At 66.4% G+C, this 20,321-nt stretch carries 17 protein-coding genes; 5 read left to right on the forward strand and 12 right to left on the reverse strand.

Going from position 1 to position 20,321, the window contains the following annotated elements; translation table 11 throughout:
* Nucleotides 1-100 precede the first annotated feature (100 nt).
* The 5 genes from ACN9MB_RS00615 to mnmG form a co-directional block, all read right to left on the reverse strand.
* The gene (locus ACN9MB_RS00615) at nucleotides 101-2,125 is read right to left on the reverse strand and encodes an autotransporter outer membrane beta-barrel domain-containing protein (RefSeq protein WP_204637983.1); all 2,025 of its coding nucleotides are present in this window, start codon (nucleotides 2,123-2,125) and stop codon (nucleotides 101-103) included.
* Nucleotides 2,126-2,338: 213 nt separating this feature from the next.
* Nucleotides 2,339-4,669 carry a Tex family protein gene (locus ACN9MB_RS00620; protein WP_204637977.1) on the reverse strand — a complete coding sequence of 777 codons (2,331 nt, stop codon included), beginning with the start codon at nucleotides 4,667-4,669 and terminating at the stop codon, nucleotides 2,339-2,341.
* Nucleotides 4,670-4,736: 67 nt separating this feature from the next.
* Nucleotides 4,737-5,342, reverse strand: a complete 606-nt coding sequence (locus ACN9MB_RS00625; protein WP_426270407.1) for a winged helix-turn-helix domain-containing protein — start codon at nucleotides 5,340-5,342, stop codon at nucleotides 4,737-4,739.
* 200 nt (nucleotides 5,343-5,542) lie between these two features.
* Nucleotides 5,543-6,328 carry an RDD family protein gene (locus ACN9MB_RS00630; protein WP_204637973.1) on the reverse strand — a complete coding sequence of 262 codons (786 nt, stop codon included), beginning with the start codon at nucleotides 6,326-6,328 and terminating at the stop codon, nucleotides 5,543-5,545.
* 78 nt (nucleotides 6,329-6,406) lie between these two features.
* The gene (mnmG, locus tag ACN9MB_RS00635; RefSeq protein WP_204637971.1) at nucleotides 6,407-8,284 is read right to left on the reverse strand and encodes a tRNA uridine-5-carboxymethylaminomethyl(34) synthesis enzyme MnmG; all 1,878 of its coding nucleotides are present in this window, start codon (nucleotides 8,282-8,284) and stop codon (nucleotides 6,407-6,409) included.
* A 573-nt stretch (nucleotides 8,285-8,857) separates the two neighbouring features.
* Here mnmG and ACN9MB_RS00640 point away from each other — a divergent pair.
* Nucleotides 8,858-9,043 carry a hypothetical protein gene (locus ACN9MB_RS00640; protein ID WP_204637970.1) on the forward strand — a complete coding sequence of 62 codons (186 nt, stop codon included), beginning with the start codon at nucleotides 8,858-8,860 and terminating at the stop codon, nucleotides 9,041-9,043.
* 124 nt (nucleotides 9,044-9,167) lie between these two features.
* Here ACN9MB_RS00640 and pepN read toward each other — a convergent pair whose 3' ends face one another.
* Nucleotides 9,168-11,825: an aminopeptidase N gene (pepN, locus tag ACN9MB_RS00645; protein ID WP_426270408.1), complete on the reverse strand. Its 2,658-nt coding sequence runs from the start codon at nucleotides 11,823-11,825 to the stop codon at nucleotides 9,168-9,170.
* Between the two features lie 69 nt (nucleotides 11,826-11,894).
* Here pepN and ACN9MB_RS00650 point away from each other — a divergent pair, with 69 nt between their 5' ends.
* Both ACN9MB_RS00650 and ACN9MB_RS00655 read left to right on the forward strand, forming a co-directional pair.
* Entirely contained in the window at nucleotides 11,895-12,899 is a 1,005-nt protein-coding gene (locus ACN9MB_RS00650) for an aldose 1-epimerase (protein ID WP_426270409.1), read from the forward strand.
* Entirely contained in the window at nucleotides 12,896-13,861 is a 966-nt protein-coding gene (locus ACN9MB_RS00655; RefSeq protein ID WP_426270410.1) for a pyridoxal-phosphate dependent enzyme, read from the forward strand. Before ACN9MB_RS00650 ends, ACN9MB_RS00655 begins: the two co-directional genes overlap by 4 nt.
* An 83-nt stretch (nucleotides 13,862-13,944) precedes the next feature.
* On the opposite strand, the gene ACN9MB_RS00660 is transcribed toward ACN9MB_RS00655, so the two are convergent.
* Nucleotides 13,945-14,157 (reverse strand): alkylphosphonate utilization protein, encoded by a 213-nt coding sequence (locus ACN9MB_RS00660; RefSeq protein ID WP_204637964.1) that lies wholly within the window; start codon nucleotides 14,155-14,157, stop codon nucleotides 13,945-13,947.
* A gap of 33 nt (nucleotides 14,158-14,190) precedes the next feature.
* Nucleotides 14,191-15,087, reverse strand: a complete 897-nt coding sequence (locus ACN9MB_RS00665) for a DMT family transporter (RefSeq protein ID WP_426270411.1) — start codon at nucleotides 15,085-15,087, stop codon at nucleotides 14,191-14,193.
* Nucleotides 15,088-15,300: 213 nt separating this feature from the next.
* Here ACN9MB_RS00665 and ACN9MB_RS00670 point away from each other — a divergent pair, with 213 nt between their 5' ends.
* Together ACN9MB_RS00670 and ACN9MB_RS00675 are read left to right on the forward strand one after the other, a co-directional pair.
* Nucleotides 15,301-15,867, forward strand: a complete 567-nt coding sequence (locus tag ACN9MB_RS00670; RefSeq protein WP_426270412.1) for a DNA-3-methyladenine glycosylase I — start codon at nucleotides 15,301-15,303, stop codon at nucleotides 15,865-15,867.
* Between the two features lie 162 nt (nucleotides 15,868-16,029).
* Entirely contained in the window at nucleotides 16,030-16,530 is a 501-nt protein-coding gene (locus ACN9MB_RS00675) for a DUF2846 domain-containing protein (protein ID WP_426270413.1), read from the forward strand.
* Between the two features lie 41 nt (nucleotides 16,531-16,571).
* Here the strand turns inward: ACN9MB_RS00675 and bioC are convergent, their stop codons facing one another.
* The 4 genes from bioC to bioF are packed head-to-tail and all read right to left on the reverse strand — an operon-like array spanning nucleotide 16,572 to nucleotide 20,300.
* A complete protein-coding gene (bioC, locus tag ACN9MB_RS00680; RefSeq protein ID WP_426270414.1) occupies nucleotides 16,572-17,453 on the reverse strand; it encodes a malonyl-ACP O-methyltransferase BioC in 882 nt (293 codons plus the stop codon).
* Nucleotides 17,450-18,220 carry a pimeloyl-ACP methyl ester esterase BioH gene (gene bioH / locus ACN9MB_RS00685; protein ID WP_426270415.1) on the reverse strand — a complete coding sequence of 257 codons (771 nt, stop codon included), beginning with the start codon at nucleotides 18,218-18,220 and terminating at the stop codon, nucleotides 17,450-17,452. The genes bioC and bioH overlap by 4 nt, the downstream gene beginning before the upstream one ends.
* A complete protein-coding gene (locus ACN9MB_RS00690; RefSeq protein WP_426270416.1) occupies nucleotides 18,217-19,092 on the reverse strand; it encodes a sulfurtransferase in 876 nt (291 codons plus the stop codon). Before ACN9MB_RS00690 ends, bioH begins: the two co-directional genes overlap by 4 nt.
* A gap of 29 nt (nucleotides 19,093-19,121) precedes the next feature.
* Complete coding sequence (gene bioF / locus ACN9MB_RS00695) at nucleotides 19,122-20,300, reverse strand: 8-amino-7-oxononanoate synthase (RefSeq protein WP_426270417.1); 1,179 nt, start codon at nucleotides 20,298-20,300, stop codon at nucleotides 19,122-19,124.
* Between the last annotated feature and the right edge of the window lie 21 nt (nucleotides 20,301-20,321).

Below are 20,321 nucleotides of genomic sequence, written 5' to 3' on the forward strand. Positions count from 1 at the left end.
TGATTTGCGACGCCTGTGCCGGGTTCCGCGGCCCCTGATCCCTGCAACAAAAAAAGCCGCCCACTCGCGCAGGCGGCTTCTTGGCAAAACCAACGCAACCTTAGAAGGCGTACTTCATGCCCAGGTTGACGCTGTTGTACTTCTGGCTGTTGTCGCCGAAGCGGCCGCTGTAGCCGACCCAGCCGCTGAAGGCCTTGTTGAACTGGGCGCTCAGGCCGATGTCGCCGGTGCCCCAGGTCTTGTCCGGGGTGAAGCCGACCAGTTCGAACGAGCCGGGCATGCCGTTGAGGCCGGCGGTGACGGCGCGCGGGTCAGCCTTGCTGTCGTAGTTGTAGGCCAGCTCGGCGTACGGCGAGAGCATGGTGTTGCCGGCCTGCCAGTGGCCTTCCAGGCGCCAGCCCAGGGTGGAGATCTGCGAATCGCGCTGCTGGCTGCCGAACCACATGGCGGTGGAGTCGCTGCCGCTCTCGTTGTAGCTGTTGACCTTGACCGTCTGCCACTCGAAGTTGGCGAACGGACCGGTGCGCAGCGTGCCCACGTCGAACCAGTAGCCGCCGTTGATGCCGCCACCGACGTGGTTGCCATCGGCCTTGGCCGTTTCGCTGCGCAGCATGCTGCCGAGCTGGATCTTGCGCTCGATGTCGGAGAAGTTGTCCTGGCCGAAGTCGACATAGCCGCCGACGTAGGCGCCGCCCTGGTACCAGGTGAGGTAGCCCAGGCCGGAGACGTCCTGCAGCTTGTAGCCGCCACCGCCGGCGTAGTCGGCGTTGTGCTGGCCGATGTTCATGGCCACGCCGCCGGACCAGTTGTCGTTGAAGCGCACGTCCGCACCGAAGGTCAGGTTGACGTTGTCGCTGGAGGTGCGCGGCGAGCCCGAGCTCGCATCGAAGCGCTGGTCGCCGTAGTCGACGTTGGCGAACACGCGGGTGTCGCTACCCTGGACGTCGGCCAGCATCTGGTTGCGGATGGCGCGGTTCTGGGCCTGGATCGAGGCCAGCGGCGCTTCCGCCAGCAGCGAGGCGTAGCCCGGCGCACTGAGGATGGAGATCACGTACTGGCCCAGCATCACGTCGGCCGCGGTGGTCGGGTGCACGCCGTCGGCGAACAGGTAGGTCTGGTTGGCGCCGGCCGCGTAGGTGTACGGCAGGCCCGAACCGGCCGGGCCGCAAGCCACGGAGCTGGAACCCACGCCGCAGGCCTCGTTGGTGACGTTGGTGAAGCCGTAGGCGCCCGGGTTGGCGATCACTTCATTGAGCAGGCTGTAGGTGTCGACCGGGACGATGCCCTTGCCCATCTGGGCGAGGCCGGCGCTGAGCGTGCCGTTGAAGATCAGGCTGAGGCCGGTCAGCGAGGCGGCGGCGCTGGCGCCCTGCTCGAGCGCGGACGGGGTCAGGCCGACATTGGGCAGGTTGAACACCAGAATGTTCTTGGCACCGGCCTGCTGCATCTGGCCGATCAGCTTCACTTCCTGCTGCGCGGCGGCGGCCACCGAGGCCTGCGCCTGGGCGGCGGTCTGGAAGCCCGTCACGCCGGCGGCGGCGAGCACCTGCTGGGTCACGGCGGCGGTCACGGCCTGGGTGATCTGCGGGGTCAGCGCGGCGATCTGCGCGGCGGGCACGCCAGCGTTCTGCAGCTGGGCGATCTGCAGCTGCACGTTCTGCTGGATCAGCTGCTGCGCGGTGGCGCCGGCGCCGGCGGCGGTGGCCGCGTAGAAGATGTCGTTGGCGCCGCCCCAGATGGAGTACAGCGCCTTGCTGTCGAACTTGCCGGCAGCGAGGTAGGCGTTCACCTGGGTGGTGATGGTCGGCACGGCCGCGGGCGTACCGGGCGAATTGGTCAGCACGCCGGCGCCGCCCCAGGCGTAGTCGCTGCCGCCCGCCAGCGAGGCGGTCAGGCTGTAGCCGTAGTGGCCCGCCACGTTCTGCACCGTCACCGCGCCCGGGTTGGTGGTGAATTCCAGCGGCGGCTGGATGGCCGGATTGGTGGCCAGCGAGATATTGCCGGCGTCGCTCAGGCTGTCGCCGAACACCACCACGCTGTCGAACTGGGATTTGGCGGCGAACGCCGGGGAACTGATCAGCAACGCGGCGGCAATGGCGCCTGCAATCGTGCGAGTACGAAGCATGTCGGTAACACTCCTTGAACCGGGGCGGTTTTGTTATTACTGCGTTACGGTAATGCATGCCCATACGTCAGCGCATGCTGCGCTGCACCGCGAAACAGCGGGGCTGGTCCAACCCTCGACGAGGCAGGAGCGCACCTTGTGTGCGACCCGGGAGACGACAGGCTTCTGTCGCCGCCGGTCGCGCGCAGGGTGCGCTCCTACAGGGGCTGGCTTTTAGCGCTTCTGCGCCTTGGAGAAGGCGTCGGCGAAGGCGCTGTTGGACGGCGCCGGCGCGGGCTTGGGCGCACCGCCACCCGGACGCGGGCCGCGGTTGTCGCGCGGGCCGCCGCGCGGGGCATCGCCGCCGCCAGCGGGGCGACCGGCGCGGGCCTGGCCTGGTTCATCGTCCAGGCGCATGGAGAGGCCGATACGCTGGCGGGGCAGGTCGACCTCCATCACCTTCACCTTGACGATATCGCCGGCCTTCACCGCATCACGGGGGTCCTTCACGAAGGTGTGCGAGAGCGCCGAGACGTGCACGAGGCCGTCCTGGTGCACGCCGATGTCGACGAAGGCACCGAATGCCGCCACGTTCGTCACGCGGCCTTCCAGCACCATGCCGGGACGCAGGTCCTTCAGGTCTTCCACGCCTTCGGCAAAGCTCGGTGCCACGAATTCCGGACGCGGATCGCGGCCGGGCTTCTCCAGCTCCTTGAGGATGTCGCGCACGGTCGGCACGCCGAACGTCTCGTCGGTGAACTGCTCGGCCTTGAGGCCGCGCAGGAAGCTGGCGTCGCCGATGATGGAACGCACTTCGCGGCCGCACTGGGCGATGATGCGCTCGACCACCGGATAGGCTTCCGGATGCACCGCGCTGGCATCGAGCGGATTGTCGCCGTTGGGCACGCGCAGGAAGCCCGCGCACTGCTCGTAGGCCTTGTCGCCCAGGCGCGGCACCTTCAGCAGCGCCTTGCGGTTGGCGAACGGGCCGTTGGCGTCGCGATGCTTCACCACGTTCTCGGCCACGCTGGCGCTGAGGCCGGCGACGCGCGAAAGCAGCGCGGCCGACGCGGTGTTCACGTCCACGCCCACCGCGTTCACGCAGTCCTCGACCTTGGCATCGAGCGCGCGCGCCAGCTTCACCTGGTTCACGTCGTGCTGGTACTGGCCCACACCGATCGCCTTGGGCTCGATCTTCACCAGTTCGGCCAGCGGGTCCTGCAGGCGTCGTGCGATGGAGACCGCGCCACGCAGGCTCACGTCCACATCCGGGAATTCGCGGGAGGCGACTTCCGAGGCGGAATACACCGAGGCGCCGGCTTCGCTCACCACTACCTTGGACAGCTTCGCGTCGCCGAGTTTCTTGATCATCTCGCCCGCGAGCTTGTCGGTTTCGCGCGAGGCGGTGCCGTTGCCGATGGCGATCAGGTCGACGTTGTGCAGCTTGCACAGCTTGGCCAACTGCACCAGCGATTCGTTCCACTGCTTGCGCGGCTCATGCGGATACACGGTGTCGGTGGCGAGCAGCTTGCCGGTGGCATCGACCACGGCCACCTTCACGCCGGTGCGGATGCCGGGATCCAGGCCCATCACGTTCTTCGCACCGGCGGGCGCGGCGAGCATCAGATCCTTGAGGTTGTCGCCGAACACGCGGATGGCTTCGTCTTCCGCGCCTTCGCGCACGCGGCCGAACAGATCCAGCGTGAGATGCAGATGCAGCTTCACGCGCCAGGTCAGCCGCACGGTTTCGCGCAGCCACGCATCGGCGGCGCGGCCGCGATCGCGGATATCGGCATGCGCGGCCACCCGGCCTTCGCCTTCGAGATGGCCTTGTTCCATATCCAGTGCCGGCGCCAACTCCAGTTCGATCACGCCTTCGTTGCGTGCGCGCATCAGCGCGAGCAGGCGATGCGAGGGAATCTTGCCGATCGGTTCGACGTGATCGAAGTAGTCGCGGAACTTCGCGCCTTCGTTTTCCTTGCCCTCGACCACCTTGGCGCGGATCTGGCCCTTGTCCCACAACCAGTCGCGCAGTTCGCCGAGCAGGCCGGCGTCTTCGGCGATGCTTTCCATCAGGATCGCACGGGCGCCATCGAGCGCGGCGCGCACGTCGGCCACGCCCTTCTCGGCGTCGACGAACGCTTCGGCAAAGGCTTCGGGCGACTTGCTGGGATCTTCGCGCAGGCCGATCGCCAACGGCTCCAGGCCCGCTTCGCGGGCGATCTGCGCCTTGGTGCGGCGCTTGGGCTTGTACGGCAGGTACAGATCTTCCAGGCGCGCCTTGGTGTCGGCGGCGAGGATGTCGTTCTTCAGCGCATCGCTGAGCTTGCCCTGTTCCTCGACGCTGGCGAGGATCGCGCTGCGGCGCTCTTCCAGTTCGCGCAGGTAGCGCAGGCGTTCTTCCAGCAAGCGCAGCTGCGTGTCGTCGAGACCGCCGGTGGCTTCCTTTCGGTAGCGTGCGATGAACGGCACGGTGGCGCCGCCGTCGAGCAATTCCACCGCAGCGTGAACCTGGTCCGGTTTGGCGGCGATGTCCTGGGCAATGCGTTGTTCAATGCTGAGCATGAGGCTGAAGCGATTCCTTAGCGATCGACAAGACGACGGGGCACGAGGTGATCCGCCGGACTCTCGATCATAGCAAGTCGACGAGCGCCACCGGCATCACCACCAACCCAGGCTGTGGCATCACACGCGGCTGGCGGCCGGCATCCGCAGGCGCGTGCCACAGGCTGACGGCGGCGAGCACGGCCACGATCACGGCGAGCGTGATGGCCGCCGCTAGCCAGCGCGTGGCGGGCGGCGGCACGGGAGGTCGTGTCGTGGGTGTCTCTTCCGCGGTGACCAGCTCATCGTTGCTGGCGACGTCGGGCAGCAGTTCATCGGCGGGCAGCGGGCAGGAGGGCGTCCGATGCACCTCGCCGATGAATCGATAGCCGAGGCTGTACACGGTGGCGATATAGCGTGGCTGCGACGCGCAGTCGCCGAGCGCGTGGCGCAATTGCGAGATCACCCGCGTGAGCACCCCGGGAGTGACGTGCCGATGGCCCCAGGCGGCATCGAGCAGGGTGTCCTTGCCGACCACGTCGCCGGCTTGCTGCAGCAGCACCACCAGCACCGCATAGGCTTTGGGCTCGATCGAGATCGATTTGCCCGCCCGTTCGAGACGGTGGGCTCGCGGCTCGACGACGATGTCGTCGCACTGGTAAATCCAGCCGCAATCGGGATGTGACTGGGCCATGATCTTGCCCGATACACCGCCCCCTGCGCGTTAAGCATGCGCCTCTTGCGCCACGCCGAGCATCCGCCATAGGTCATAAACGTGAGACGGCGCGATGGCATGCTCGCGTGAACGCGATGTTCCGAGCGCGTCAGTTCCGCCGTGTTTTCACGGCGGAACGTCTCACGATAAGAAATCCCCTACGCCAAAGGGTCAACGCATCAAGCGTTGAACGAGCTGTTGCTTCCATCGGTGCGACGCGGATTCGCAGCGACATCCTTGGCGCGGCCGTTGAGCACCAGCGTTTGCGCGAGCAGGTCGTGGAGGCCCTGCTTGCGCTGCGTCCAGGCCACCATCAGGAAGCCGAAGCCCAGCATGAGCGCGCTGAGGAACTTGGCGAAGTAACGCCCCGTCGCGCGCGGGAAGCTGATGCGCGTGCCGTCCATGCCGGTGACGCGCAGTCCCAGCGCGAGCTTGCCCAGCGTGCCTTGCCACGCCGAACTTTCCAGCAAGGCGAAATACAGCCACGAGACGATGGTCTGCGCGAGGATCGCCGGACCGATCGCATGCAGATAGGTATCCATCGCCTGCAGCATCAATTGCGGATCGTTGCCGGCGGCGTGGATGGCCTGTGCATAGATGTCGGCAGCCTGGCTGGCGCCGAGCAGGCTGTTCAAGATCATGTTGGGAATCCACAACACGATGCCGTCGATGATGTAAGCGGCCGCGCGCTTCCAGAAACCCGCGTAATCGTCCAGCGCGGCCACGGCGCCAGCGCTCGAGGCCATCGGGGCGGCATAGGGCGGTGCCGGTGGTGGCGAGGAGAAGGCGGGCTCGGCGCGCGGCGGTTCGTCCGGAAACAGCGTTGAAAGCGGTGCCCAGTCGGTCATGCCTTCATGCCAGCCCAGATCGTTCGGGCTCAGCTGGCCGCTCTGCAGCCACTGGCGTACTTCCACTTCCTTGTACGGGCCGTGTCGCTCGCCATCGCGTCCGATCCAAACTTCCATGGTGTGCTCCGAGATCAACCGTCAGACCCGCATGATGCCATGCGGGAGCGATGTCTTGGGCCGCTGGGTGGCCTTGGATCAGGCCGCGTCGCGGCGCTTGAGGTGCACCAGCAGCAGGGAAATGGCAGCGGGCGTGACGCCGCTGATGCGTGCGGCCTGACCCACGGTCTCGGGCAGCACGCGCTTGAGCTTCAGCAGCACTTCGGCCGACAGGCCGCGCACCTTGTCGTAGTCGAAGCTGCTGGGAATCGCGGTCTGTTCGTGGCGGCGCTGGCGTTCGATCTCTTCGCGCTGGCGCTCCAGGTAGCCGGCGTACTTGGTCTGCACTTCTACCTGCTCGGCCACGCTGGCGTTGTCCACGGCGGGGCCAAGCCCATCGACGGTGGTCAGGGTGGCGTAGTCGAGTTCGGGGCGGCGAAGCAGATCGAGCGCATTCGTCTCGCGGCTCAGCGTGATGCCGAGCGTCTGCGCCACGCTGGCGCCGAGTGCATTGGCGGGCGCGGCCCAGATCGCGGCAAGACGCTGCATCTCGCGTTCCACGGCGTCACGTTTCGCACGCAGGGCGTCGTAGCGGGCCTGCGGGACCACGCCCAGGCGATGGCCTGTTTCGGTAAGACGCAGATCGGCGTTGTCCTCGCGCAGATGCAGGCGATATTCCGCCCGCGAGGTGAACATCCGATACGGCTCGATGGTGCCATTGCTGGTGAGATCGTCGATCAGCACGCCGATATACGCCTCGTCGCGGCGCGGATACCACGGCGTCTCGCCCTTCACCGCCAGGGCGGCGTTGAGGCCGGCGATCAGGCCCTGCGCCGCGGCCTCTTCGTAGCCGGTGGTGCCGTTGATCTGGCCGGCGAAATACAGGCCGGGGATGGTCTTGGTCTCCAGCCACGGATGCAGGCCGCGCGGATCGAAGTAGTCGTACTCGATGGCATAGCCGGGACGCGTGATGTGCGCCTTCTCGAAACCCTTGATCGAGTGCACCAGCGCCAGCTGCACGTCATACGGCAGCGAGGTGGAAATCCCGTTCGGATAGACCTCGAAGGTATCCAGGCCTTCCGGTTCGATGAAGATCTGGTGCGAGCTCTTCTCGGCGAAGCGCACCACCTTGTCCTCGATGGACGGGCAATAGCGCGGGCCCACGCCTTCGATCTGGCCGCTGTAGAGCGGCGAGCGGTCCAGCGAGCCGCGGATCAGTTCGTGCGTGTGCTCGCTGGTGTGGGTGATCCAGCAGCTGACCTGGCGCGGATGCTCGTCACGCGACCCCAGGTACGAGAACACGGGCGCCGGATCGTCGCCGGGCTGTTCTTCCAGGCCGCTGAAATCGATGCTGCGCAGGTCGATGCGGGGCGGCGTGCCCGTCTTCAGGCGCTCGGCCGCCACTGGCAGTTCGCGCAGCTTCTGGGCCAGCGTGCTGGCCGGCGGATCGCCGGCGCGGCCGCCGGCGTACTGCGCGGGACCAATATGGATCTTGCCCGCCAGGAACGTGCCGGCGGTCAGCACCACGCTGCGGGCGCGGAACGACAGGCCCATCTGCGTTACCACGCCGGTGACGCGGCCGCCTTCCAGGATCAGGTCGTCCACCGCCTGCTGAAACAGCTCCAGGTTCGGCTGGGTTTCCACCATCCGCCGGATCGCGGCCTTGTAGAGCGAGCGATCGGCCTGGCACCGGGTGGCGCGCACGGCCGGGCCCTTGGACGCATTGAGCGTGCGCCACTGGATGCCGGCGAGATCGGCCGCGTGCGCCATGGCACCGCCGAGCGCATCGATCTCCTTGACCAGGTGGCCCTTGCCGATGCCGCCGATAGCCGGGTTGCAGCTCATCTGGCCGATCGTTTCGATGTTGTGGCTCAGCAGCAGCGTGCGCGCGCCCGCGCGTGCCGCGGCGAGCGCAGCCTCGGTACCGGCGTGGCCGCCACCGATCACGATGACGTCGTAGGAAACAGGGTGAAACATAGGAAACTGCCCCGGAAGCGCAGATTTGGACCCAATGGGACGCTTATGGTAACTCCGCCGCGGCGTTCCGGTTGTTGGCACGCTTCCTGCTTTTACTTCCCCGCACTTTCCACGGGCAGAAGCTGCGCGGTCAACGCGCGCCGAGGTCGAACGACAGGGGTTCGATCGCGTGCCGGGGAGAGGAAGCAAGAAGGCGCCCCTCGGGGCGCCTTCGCCTTTTTCTGAGCTTCGAATGAGGCGGGAAATCAGCCTGCAAGCGCTCTGAATAAGATCTGGCGCCCGGCGGTCTCAGGAACAGGGGGAATCCAGGATGACCGTGTTGCCGGGCGCCAGAAACCGGAAATGCGTTCTGGCAGCAGTACTGCACTGCGCTAGTGGGTTGAATATTTACCCCTGGCGCGTGAACGTGAAGTGACTAAAACGCCCGTTTGTGCCGAGTCTTGGCACCTCATGACGTACAGCGTCATTCCGTGATCCGCGGCCAAAATGAATGTGATGAAGATCACGTTGCTGGCACGCCCATTGCTTCGTCTCCCATGCCGGAAAAGGCGATTGGTTTGGGGGACTCAGATCATGGATAACAGTTTCGATTTGCAACCGGTGTACCAGCACCACGATCTGTTGATCGAACTTGGCCGCGTCGAAATGGCCATGGACTATCTGGAAGAACGTAGCGAGAACGAACGCCAGGCCTTGCGCCCGCGTCTGCTCTCGCGCATGACCCGCTTGCGCGACGAACTGGCGCAGCTGGCGATCTGATCGCCGCGTCCGCGGGCCGGCAACACCGCTTCATCAGGTTTCATCCTCTCGCAAGACCCCATTACGCCCGGGTGCCCCGTCCAAGGACGGGACGCACTCGCGTGTTTTTCTATGCGGGTACGCCTCAGCCGTGCTGCATGCTGCGCACGATCTCGCCGAGGTTGCGCGAGAGTTGGGGTTGCGCCGCCAGCGACTCGATGGCCGCGCGTGCTGCCGCGTGGCGCGTCGGCTCCAGCCGCTGCCAGCCGTTGAATGCGGTGGCGAGGCGGGCGGCCACCTGCGGATTGAGCGCATCGAGCTGGTGCAGGCGCTGCGCCAGCAGCTGATAGCCGCTGCCGTCGGGGCGATGGAAGCCGTCGGGATTGCCGCGAGCCCACGCGCCGAACAACGAGGTGACGCGATTGGGATTCTTCAGCGTGAAGGCGCCATCGCGCTCCAGTGTCTGCACGCGTTCGATCACGGCGTCGGCCGGCAACTGCGTTTGCACCGAGAACCACTTGTCCATTGCCAGCGGATTGTCGGCGTAGCGTTCGCGGAAGTGCAGCAGCGCCGCATGCGCCTGCGTGGCATTGCCGCGCACCAGCACCGACAGCGCCGCGAGGCGGTCCGTCATGCTTGGCGCGTTGTCGTACTGCAGCGTGGCGAGCGTGTGTGCGTTCCACGGATCGATCGAGGCGATCAGTTCCAGCACGCGGCGCTTCAGGCGGCGCTGTGCCTGGCTTGCGGCATCCAGCTGCAGATTGGTTTGCGCAGCCAACGCGTCGTAGCGCTGCTGCAGGGGTTCGCGGCCGATGCGCAGCGCCAGGTGCTCGTGCAGCTTCAGGCGCAGGGCGTGCACGTGCGAAGGATCCACCACGCGCTCGCGCTCGGCCAGTTCGATTTCACCCGGCGGCGTGAGCAGGTCGGCGAGCAGGGCGTCGTCGATGGCGTCCTCGCCGAACAGCGCGGCCAATGCATTGCACCAGGCATCGAGCGCCTGCGTGGCGTTGCCGTCGCGCAGATTGTCGAACGCGCGCGCCGCCAGCTGCTGGCCCGCTTCCCAGCGATTGAAGCCGTCCACGTCGTGACGCAGCAACAAGGCCAGTTGCTCGGGCGAGTAATCGCATTCGAGGATCACCGGCGCGGAAAAACCGCGCAGCAGCGACGGCACCGGCGCCGATGGCACCTGCTGGAACACGAACGACTGCTCGGCGCGATCGAGCACGATCACGCGCTCGGTGGCGCCCGATGTCTCGGCGCTGTCGTCCGGCAGGTGCAGCGGCATCAAGCGGCCCTCGCCATCGAACAGCGCCAGCTTCACCGGAATCGGCAGCGGCTGCTTGGTCGGCTGGTTGGGCGTGGGCGGCGTGTGCTGCGACAGCGTGAGCGTATAGCTGCGATGCGCGGCATCGTAGTGACCGCGCGCGGTCAGGCGCGGCGTGCCGGCCTGCGCATACCAGGCGAGGTAGGGCATCAAGTCGATGCCGTTCGCTTCGCCGAGCGCGCCGAGAAAATCTTCCAGCGTGGCCGCGCGGCCGTCGTTGCGCGAGAAATACAGATCCATGCCGCGGCGGAAGCCCTCGCGGCCGAGATGGCCCGCCACCATGCGCACCAGTTCCGAACCTTTCTCGTAGACGGTGGCGGTGTAGAAATTGTTGATCTCGCTGTACTGCGCCGGACGCACCGGATGCGCCAGCGGGCCGGCGTCCTCGGGGAACTGCGCGCGACGCAACAAGGCCACGTCCTCGATGCGCTTGAGCGGCGCGGAGTTCATGTCCGCCGAGAATTGCTGCTCGCGGAACACGGTCAGGCCTTCCTTGAGCGACAACTGGAACCAGTCGCGGCAGGTCACGCGGTTGCCGCTCCAGTTGTGGAAATACTCGTGCGCCACCACCGCCTCGACCGCGCGGTACTCGTCGTCCGTGCTCGAATCGGGATCGGCCAGCAGGTACTTGGCGTTGAAGATGTTGAGGCCCTTGTTCTCCATCGCGCCCATGTTGAAGTCGTGCGTGGCGACCACGTGGAACACATCGAGATCGTATTCGCGGCCGTAGGTCTCCTCGTCCCAGCGCATGGATCGCTCCAGCGCATCCATGGCGTAGCCGCACTGGCCGATGGCGTCGGGCTCGGCCCAGATCACCAGCTGCACCTTGCGGCCGCCATGGGTGGTGTAGTCGTGGGCGATCTTCTGCAGGCGTCCCGCCACCAGCGCGAACAGGTAGCTGGGCTTGGGATGCGGATCGACGAAGCGCGCCCAGTGACGGCCGCCTTCCAGTTCGCCGCTGCCATCGGGATTGCCGCCGGCCAGCAAGACGGGAAAGCGCGCGCGATCGGCGCGCAGCGTCACCGTGTAGCTCGCCAGCACGTCGGGGCGATCGGGGAAGAAGGTGATGTGACGGAAGCCTTCGGCCTCGCACTGCGTCAACAGGAAGCCGGCCTCGCGCGAGCCGGACAGGTACAGGCCTTCCAGCGCGGTGTTGGCAGCCGGGCGCACGCGCACGCGCGTCTCCAGCACGCTGCCGTCACGCGCGCCGTCCACTTCCAGCACGTTGTCCGCGTAGCGCCAGGCGTCGTCGGGCAGCGCATCGCCGTCCAGCGAGATCGACAGCAGCTCCAGGCCTTCGCCATCCAGCCGCAGCACTTCGTCCTGCGCGGGATCGCGTTGCAGATGAAGGCGCGAGGTGACCTCGGCGGTATCGATGCCCAGATCGAAGGCCAGCTCGATCTTCCCTACGCGCCAGGCCGGCGCCCGGTAGTCGCTGAGCCGGATCAGGGGGGAGGCGGTGTCGTTGCGGTTGCTCATGGGGCCGGAACTGCGGAAGCGGGGGATGAGTCAGGCTAACATGCGGACCTTTCCCAGCAGGACAAGGCAATGGCGGAGTTTCTTGCGGAACGCGGGCAGGTAGGCGAGCACGGCATCGTGGTGCTGACCGACGTGGCACGGGGCCGGCGCGTGCGCATCGCGCGACGCGGTGCCACCGTGCTGAGCTTCGAAGTGCCGTCGCCGGAGGGCGTGCGCAACATTGCCGACGGCTATCGCGATGCCGGCGAACTCGATACCCGTCCGAGTTCGCGTTACGCGATCATGGTGCCGTTCGCCAATCGCATTGCCGACGCCCGCTATGTGTTCGACGGCGTGCCGCACGATCTGCAGCCGGGCATCGAAGGCGCCTCGCGCGCGGCGCGCCACGGCTTCGTGCGTGGCGTGGATTTCGACGTCACGGACCTGCGCGCCGATGCCCAGGGCGCGAACGTCACCTTCGTCACGCAGGCGATTCGTCCTGGCGTTCACCCCGGCTATCCCTTCGCCATCGACCTGGCGGTGAGCTTTACCCTCGATGCGGGCGGACTCGCGCTGGACGTCGTGATGCGCAACGTCGGCGAACGCGCCGCACCGTGTTTCTTCGGCTGGCATCCGTACTTCCGTCTCGCCGATTCGCCCATCGAGGGTTGGGAGCTGCAGATTCCGGCCGACAGCGTCGTGCGCACGGACGAGCAGTTCATCCCCATCGCCGGCGAAGGCGCACGCGCGCCGCTGGAGCAGGCGCCGGAACTGGATTTTCGCCGGATGCAGGCGATCGGTCCGCGCGAACTCAATCACGCGTTCGCCGATCTTCGCTGCGACACCGATGGTCGTGCGCGCACGCGACTGCGCGATCCGCAGAGTGGCTTGACCATTGCGGTATGGCAGCCCTCCGGCGTCATGCTGGCCTTTACGGCCGATACGGTGACGCGCGATATCCGCCGCTCGGTGGCGCTGGAACCGATGGAAAGCTGGTCCGATGCGTTCAATCGCCTCGATTGCGCCGAGGCCATCCGTCTTGAACCCGGCGCCGAGCGCCGCTTTACCTGTGGTGTGGAGATCGAGAGTCCATGAGTGCTTCATTGAATCGTGCCGCCCTACCCACCTTTGCCCAGGTGCAGGAAGCCGCCGCGCGCATCGCGCCCTATGCGGTAGTGACGCCGGTGCTGCGCAGCGCGGTGTTGAATGCGCTGACCGGTGCGGATCTCTACTTCAAATGCGAAAACCTGCAGCGCGGCGGTGCATTCAAGTTCCGCGGCGCCTGCAACGCGGTCTGGTCGATGGACGATGAGCGGGCCGTGCGCGGCGTGGTGACGCACTCCTCCGGCAACCATGGCAACGCATTGGCCATGGCGGCCGCTACGCGCGGCATTCCTGCCCACGTGATCGTGCCCGAGGGCGCGGTGCGCACCAAGCTGGCAGCGATCGAGCGTGCCGGAGCGATACTGCACCGCTGCGAGGCGACCCAGGCCGCGCGCGAAGCGAAGGCCGACGAAGTGCAGCGCGCGACGGGCGCGGAGCTGGTGCATCCGTTTTCCGATACGTGCGTGATGGCGGGTCAGGGCACGGCCGTGCTGGAAATGCTGGAGCAGAGCGGCGGCGTGGATATCGTGGTGACACCGGTGGGCGGCGGCGGCCTGATCGCGGGCACCTCCATCGCGGCACACGGGGTGGCGCCGCAGTTGCTGATTCACGGCGCCGAACCGACGGGCGCGGACGATGCTGCCCGTTCGCTGGCGGCGGGCGCGCGCGTGGGGCCGTTCGTGCCGGACACGATTTGCGACGGGCTGCGTACGTTGATCGGCGAGACGAATTTCGAGGCGCTGCGGATGCATCGCGTGGAAGTGACCACGGTGAGCGACGCCGAAGTGGTCGCTGCGATGAAGTTGCTGTGGAACGAGTTGAAGCTGGTGGTGGAGACGTCGAGTGCGACGGTGTTGGCGGCGGTGTTGCGGCGGCCTGAAGTGTTTCGGGGGAAGCGGGTGGGGTTGATTCTTAGTGGGGGAAATGTGGATATCGAGGCGTTGCCCTGGTGACGCTTTTCTCCCTCTCCCCGTCGGGGAGAGGGTTGGGGTGAGGGGTCAATCTTGACTCAGTTCCTCTTTATGCCGGCAGCGCCTCAGACCTTCTTGATGAAACAGGTCTTCAGCACCAGCGTCGACCGCCCATCACGGCATTCGACTTCTTCCGGGTTGTCCTCGTCCACGCGGATCGACTTGAAGATCGAGCCGCGCTTGAGTGTCTGGGACGAGCCTTTGACCTTGAGGTCCTTGATCACCTGTACCGAGTCGCCGTCGGCGAGTACGGCGCCGTTGCTGTCCTTGACGTTCATGGGGTGCCTCCGGGGCGATGCAAACCGCGCATGTTAACCGGGCGCGGTGCGCAGGCTGCGTAGGCGCACGCCGCTTACGGCGATCAGCCCGAGCAGGATGAACACGATACCGAAGATTTCCATCCGGCTGGGCTGCTCGTGCAGGATCGCCCACGCCAGCAGCACGCTGACGATGGGCACGCCCAGGCTGGCGACGCTGGCGATGGCGGTCGGCAGGCGCTGCAGCACGATCAGCCACAAGCCCCAGGCGATGCTCGATGCCATGATCACGCTATAGGCAAGGCCGGCGATGAGGTCCCTCGTCCATTCGAACGGACGCTGCGGCACGCACAGCGCGACCACGATCAATGCCAGCGCACCGAACAGCATCTGCCACGCGGTGAGGTTGAGTGGCGTGGGCTGGTGGCGGACGAACACCCGTTTGCTCAGCACCGTGCCCATCGCCCAGGCCAGGCCGGCGCATATCGCGAGCAGGGTACTCTCGGTGCTGCCCAGGCCGTGCCAGGGTTCGATGATGCAGATCAGTCCGATCGCCGCCAACCCGAGGCCCAGCCAGCGGCGCCGGGTCAGCCGCTCGTCGAGGATCATCCACGCCAGCAGCACCGACCAGAACGGCATCGTGTACGCCAACAGGGCCACACGCCCCGCACCACCGGTTTCGAGCGCCAGTTGGCCCAGGCCCTGGAAGGCCGCGGTCTGGCACACGCCGATGGCGATGGTGGGCAACAGCGGCGGGGGCCGCAACGACTGCCGCGTCACCGCCAATGCGCCGAACAGCACGATCGCACCCAGCGAATAGCGCAGCGCGGAGAAGTTGAACGGACCCGCGTGCTGCAACACCTGTTTCATCACGATCCAGCTGTACGCCCAGATCAGGATGGTGGCGAGCAGGGCGAGCAAGGCGCCGCGTGAGAATGGCTTCGAAGTCATGGTGCCGGAATCGTGAGCGTGAATGCGCCGCGGCATGGCCTTGTCCGGCGCGCAGCGGTGGGATAGCGTCGTGGATCTCCAGCTTACAGGGGATCGGCATGTCGGCAACGCGTTCGAGGGATGTCCTGGTCGCCTGCATGCAACGGGCCGCATGTGCCGGCGCCATCATCGGTTTTCGCAAGGAGCGCGGCGACGAAGCCGCGGATTGAACACATGGCTACAAAAACCAAGCAGCGCTGCCCCTGGGGCAACAGTGAAGACATGCACGACTACCACGACACCGAGTGGGGTACGCCGCTGCATGACGACCAGGCGCTATTCGAATTCCTCTGCCTCGAAGGTGCGCAGGCCGGCCTGTCGTGGCGCACCATCCTGCTCAAGCGCGACAACTACCGCCGCGTCTTCCACGACTTCGAGATCAAGCGCGTCGCCGCTATGAAGGAGCGCGAACTGGAGAAGGCGCTGCTCGATCCCGGCATCGTGCGCAACCGGCTCAAGGTCTACTCCACGCGCGACAACGCTATCGCGGCACTCAAGGTCATCGAAGAGTTCGGCAGCCTCGATCGCTATCTGTGGTCGTTCGTCGACGGCAAGCCCATCCGCAACAAGTGGACCGGCCAGGGCGACGTGCCCGCCAGCACGCCGCTGTCGGACCGCATGAGCAAGGATCTGAAGAAGCGCGGCTTCCGCTTCGTCGGCACGACCATCTGCTATGCCTTCATGCAGGCCACCGGCATGGTTAATGACCATGTGGTGAGTTGCTTTCGCTACAAAGCGTGAGCCTTCACTAGTCCTCCCATTCGCTGCCGAGGGCGCAAGAAGTTTCGGACGTTGCATCGGCCGTTCGGATCATTGCGGCAATTTTGTGCGCCATGCGAGTATCCCGCCGCCTTCGCCGATCGACGAAGGCGACAGGCATGCGCCGAGGGGGCAGCAGACTTCATGACAGGGCTGCTGAAGCGCGCGGATGCCGCTAGCCGATCAAGTCAATACACAGGGGAAAACATGATCAGGAAATTCGTGACGGCGATGTCGATCATCGCCATGCTGGTGCTGTCCGGTTGTGCGAGCGTTCCCATGGCGAGCAAGAACGACGACGCCATGGCCAAGCAGTTCAGGCCTTCGACCGACAAGGCGGTAGTCTATGTCTATCGCAATGAAACGATGGGTGCCGCTATCAAGATGCCACTGCTGATCGACGGTCAGTCGGTGGGTGACACGGCGGCGAAGACCTACCTGCGCAGGGAACTTGCTCCCGGCTCGCACACGATAGTCTCCAAGACCGAAGAAGATTCAACGCTCACGCTGGACATGCAGGCGGGCAAGACCTACTTCGTGTGGCAGGAAGTCAAGATGGGCATGTTCGCCGCCCGTTCCGCGCTGCATCAGGTGGACGAGACGAAGGGACGCGCCGCTATCGAGAAATGCACGCTGATCCTTTGATGTGCTGAATCCGTCGTGCGTGTCAACGGCACGCACGACATTCAACGCCGCCGCGAACCGCGCAGGCTGTCGATGGAAAAACTGGCCATCTCGCCGCCGCCTGCCAGACGCCGCGATTGCCCCGGCGGCGGACCCCATGCATGCGCGGTGACCACTTCCCACGTGGCGGGAATGCGGCCGTCGACGCGCATCGTTTCGTAAGCCGCCAGCATGCGCTGGTAATGCTGTTTGCCCAGCAGGTGGCGCTCGCGTTCGCGGTCGGCGTTGGTGGCGCCCAGGCCCTGCAGTTCCTTGAGCAGCATGCGCGGCTCGCTGTAGGTGAGCGTGTAGCGGTCCACGTCGAGCACGGGATCGCGCAGGCCGGCGCTGATCATCGCGTCGCCCAGGTCGTGCATGTCGAGGAAGCGGCTCACGTGCGGCTGCTGATCGGCTTCAGCCCAGGCGGCGCGCAATTCCTTCAGCGTATCGGGGCCAAAGGTGGAGAACACCAGCAGGCCGCCGGGTTTGAGCACGCGCACGCATTCGCCGAACAGCGCCGGCAGATCGTCGATCCACTGGAAGCACAGGTTGGAATGCAGCACGTCGACGCTGTGGTCGGGCAGCGGCAGCGACGTCGCTTCGGCGCACACGCGCTGGAAAGGCTTCAGCCAGCTGCTGTGCTTTTTGGCGGCGCGCAGCATCGGCAGCGCCAGGTCCATCGCGATCACTTGCGCCTTCGGATACTGCTTGCGCAGCAATGCCGCGCCGCGACCGGTGCCAGCGCCCACGTCGATCACGCGCTCCGGGGTCTCCAGATAGAAACCCAGACGCTCGAGCAGCAGCGACTGCACTTCGCGTTGCAGGGCGTCGTGCTGCTCATAGGTGTTGGCCGCCCGGCCGAAATTGCGGCGTACCTGCTGGCGGTCGAAATGCGAGTCGGTCATCGAAAGCTGTCCAGCAGCGGCGCCAGTGCGTTGGCGACGTCGCCCGCGTAGCCGAAGAAAGGTGCGTGGCCCGCGTGGGCGATTTCCACGTAGCTGCCGTGTGCCTGCTCGGCCGACCAGGCCATCGCGGGCGGCGGCACGATGCGGTCGCGACGGCCGACGATCCACGCATTGGGCACGGACAGCGTGGCCAGTTCGGCGCGGCGGTCGGTGACTTCCAGGATGCGGATGCCTTCCTGCAGGACGCGCAGGTCGGGTTCGCCACGCTGGAAAATCAGGTTGCGCAGGTGGCGCACTTCGGCCATCGGATCGCGGCTGCCCATCGCTTCGAGGGCGATGAAGCGCTCCAGCGTGCCGTGGTAGTCGGTTTCCAGATCGGTGGCGAGTTGGCGCACCAGTTTCGGGTCGCTGCCGTGCGGCCAGTCGTCGCTGCGCGAGAACTTCGGCGTGCCGTCGATGACGCCGAACGCGCGAGCGTGTTGCGGGTGCTCCAGTGCTGCCGTCATCGCGATCAATCCGCCCAGCGACCAGCCTATCCAGATCGCCGGCGGCGTCATCCGCGCAATCGCTTCGGCGCAGGCGGAAGGTTCGAGCGGCAGGGTGCTGTCACGCGAGTAGCCGTGACCCGGAAGATCGACCACATGCAGCGTGCAGCGATCGGCCAGCACGTCGCACAGCGGTTCCATCATGCCGCCATGCATGGCCCAGCCGTGCAGGATCACCACGGGGATGTCGCCGTGGCCGTGGGTTTCGATGTGGAGCGTCATTCGCGCTTTGCTCCCTCTCCCCTTTGGGGAGAGGGTTGGGGTGAGGGGCGGGTGCTTGCGGACGGGTTGAACGGAGCGCGCTCTAGCGTGGCCATTTCGCTAGATTGGCCCCTCATCCCAGCCTTCTCCCCGGAGGGGAGAAGGGGCGAAGGCGCCAGGCCCTTGTCGACCGCGCCGCGTTCGTCGAACACAAAACACTCGCCACGCCAATGGGCCCCGTCGGTTTCCTCGAAGTACTTCAGGATGCCGCCCTCCAACTGGAACACGTGCTCCATACCGATGTCCTGCATGTGCAGCACCGCTTTTTCGCAACGGATGCCACCGGTGCAATACGACACTACCGTCTTGTTCTCGTAGCGTGCGCGATCGGCGGCTAGGGCGCCGGGAAATTCGGTGAAGCTCGCGATGCGGTAGTCCACGGCGTTGTCGAACACGCCCACGTCGGTTTCGTAGTCGTTGCGCGTGTCGAGCAGCACCACATCGCGGCCGTCGTCGTCGTGGCCCTGCGCCAGCCAGCGTTGCAACGTGGCGGGTGCGACCGACGGCGCACGTCCGCCTTCGGGGCGGATGGTGGGCATGCGCATGGTGATGATCTCCTTCTTCAGGCGCACGCGCATGCGGCCGAACGGCACCTCGTCGGAGATCGACTCCTTCGGCTCCAGCCCGGCAAAGCGCGCATCGCTGCGCAGCCAGTCCATGAACGCATCGATGGGCCCGCGCGGACCGGCCAGGAATAGGTTGATGCCCTCGGGCGCCAGCAGGATGGTGCCCTTGAGTTCAAGCGCCTCGCAGCGCTCACGAATGCGCTCGCGCAGTTCCGGCAGGTCGTGCAGGCTGACGAAGCGGTAGGCGGAAAGATTGATGATGGACATGGCGGGGAAGGGGTACGGCAAGACCGCCATTATACGGGGCCGACCGCGGGGAGCCGGGACAGCGCCTCCAGCAGCCGATCCACCTGGCCTTCCTGGTGGGCGGCCGACAGCGTGATGCGCAGGCGCGCCTTGCCTGGCGGCACCGTGGGCGGGCGGATGGCGGTGACCAGGAACCCCTGCTGTTCCAAGGCCTCGGATGCCGCCAGTGCGGCCTGGGCGTCGCCCAGCAGCAACGGTTGGATGGCGGTGGATGAGGGCATCAGCGGCAGGCCAAGCTGAGCGGCGCCCGCGCGGAAGCGTGCGATCAGCGCCTGCAGTTGGTCGCGTCGCCAGGTTTCCGATTGCGCCAGCCGCACGGCGGCCAGCGTGGCGGCGGCCAGGGCGGGTGGCATGGCAGTGGTGTAGATATAGGTACGCGCGGACTGCACCAGGCCATCGATCAGGGAAGCCGAGCCGGCCACGAACGCCCCGCTGCATCCCAACGCCTTGCCCAGCGTGGCCATCAGCACGGGCACGTCGTGCTGCGACAGTCCGGCCGCACTCACGCTGCCTTCGCCATGCGCACCCACTACGCCGAGGCCGTGCGCATCATCGACCATGAAGGTGGCGTTTTCGCGGTGGCACAGCGCAGCCAGTTCGCCCAGCGGTGCGATGTCGCCGTCCATGCTGAACACGCCGTCGGTGGCGAGCAGTGCGGCTGCGTCGGAACGCGTGCGAAGCTGGCGTGCCGCGCCTTCCACGTCGGAGTGCGGATAGCGCTTGAGTTCGCAGCCGGCGAGTTGGGCGCCGTCGAGCAGGCAGGCGTGGTTGAGTTTGTCCTGCACGCAGAGGTCGTCGCGCTGCAGCAGTGCCTGCATCACGCCGAGATTGGCCATGTAGCCGGTGGAGAACAGCAGGGCGCGTTCGCGGCCGGTCCATGCGGCGAGCGCTTCTTCCAGCGCGGCGTGGGCCGAACGGTGGCCGCTGATGAGATGCGCGGAACCGCTGCCTACGCCGTCTTCGTCGGCGGCGCGCTTGAGTGCATCGATCAGCGAGGGATGCTGCGCAAGGCCGAGATAGTCGTTGCTGCAGAAAGAGAGCAGACGCCGGCCATCGCGTTCCACCCACATGCCGTCGGCACGCGTCACCGTGTGCAGGCGGCGACGCAGGCCGGCCTGTTCGCGCTGTTGCGCGAGGGCGGCGAGGCGGGTGAGCAGGTCAGTGCGCATCGGCTGGAATCACCTTGTGGG

Source organism: Dyella kyungheensis (assembly GCF_049913195.1).
In the GTDB taxonomy this organism is placed as follows: domain Bacteria; phylum Pseudomonadota; class Gammaproteobacteria; order Xanthomonadales; family Rhodanobacteraceae; genus Dyella; species Dyella kyungheensis.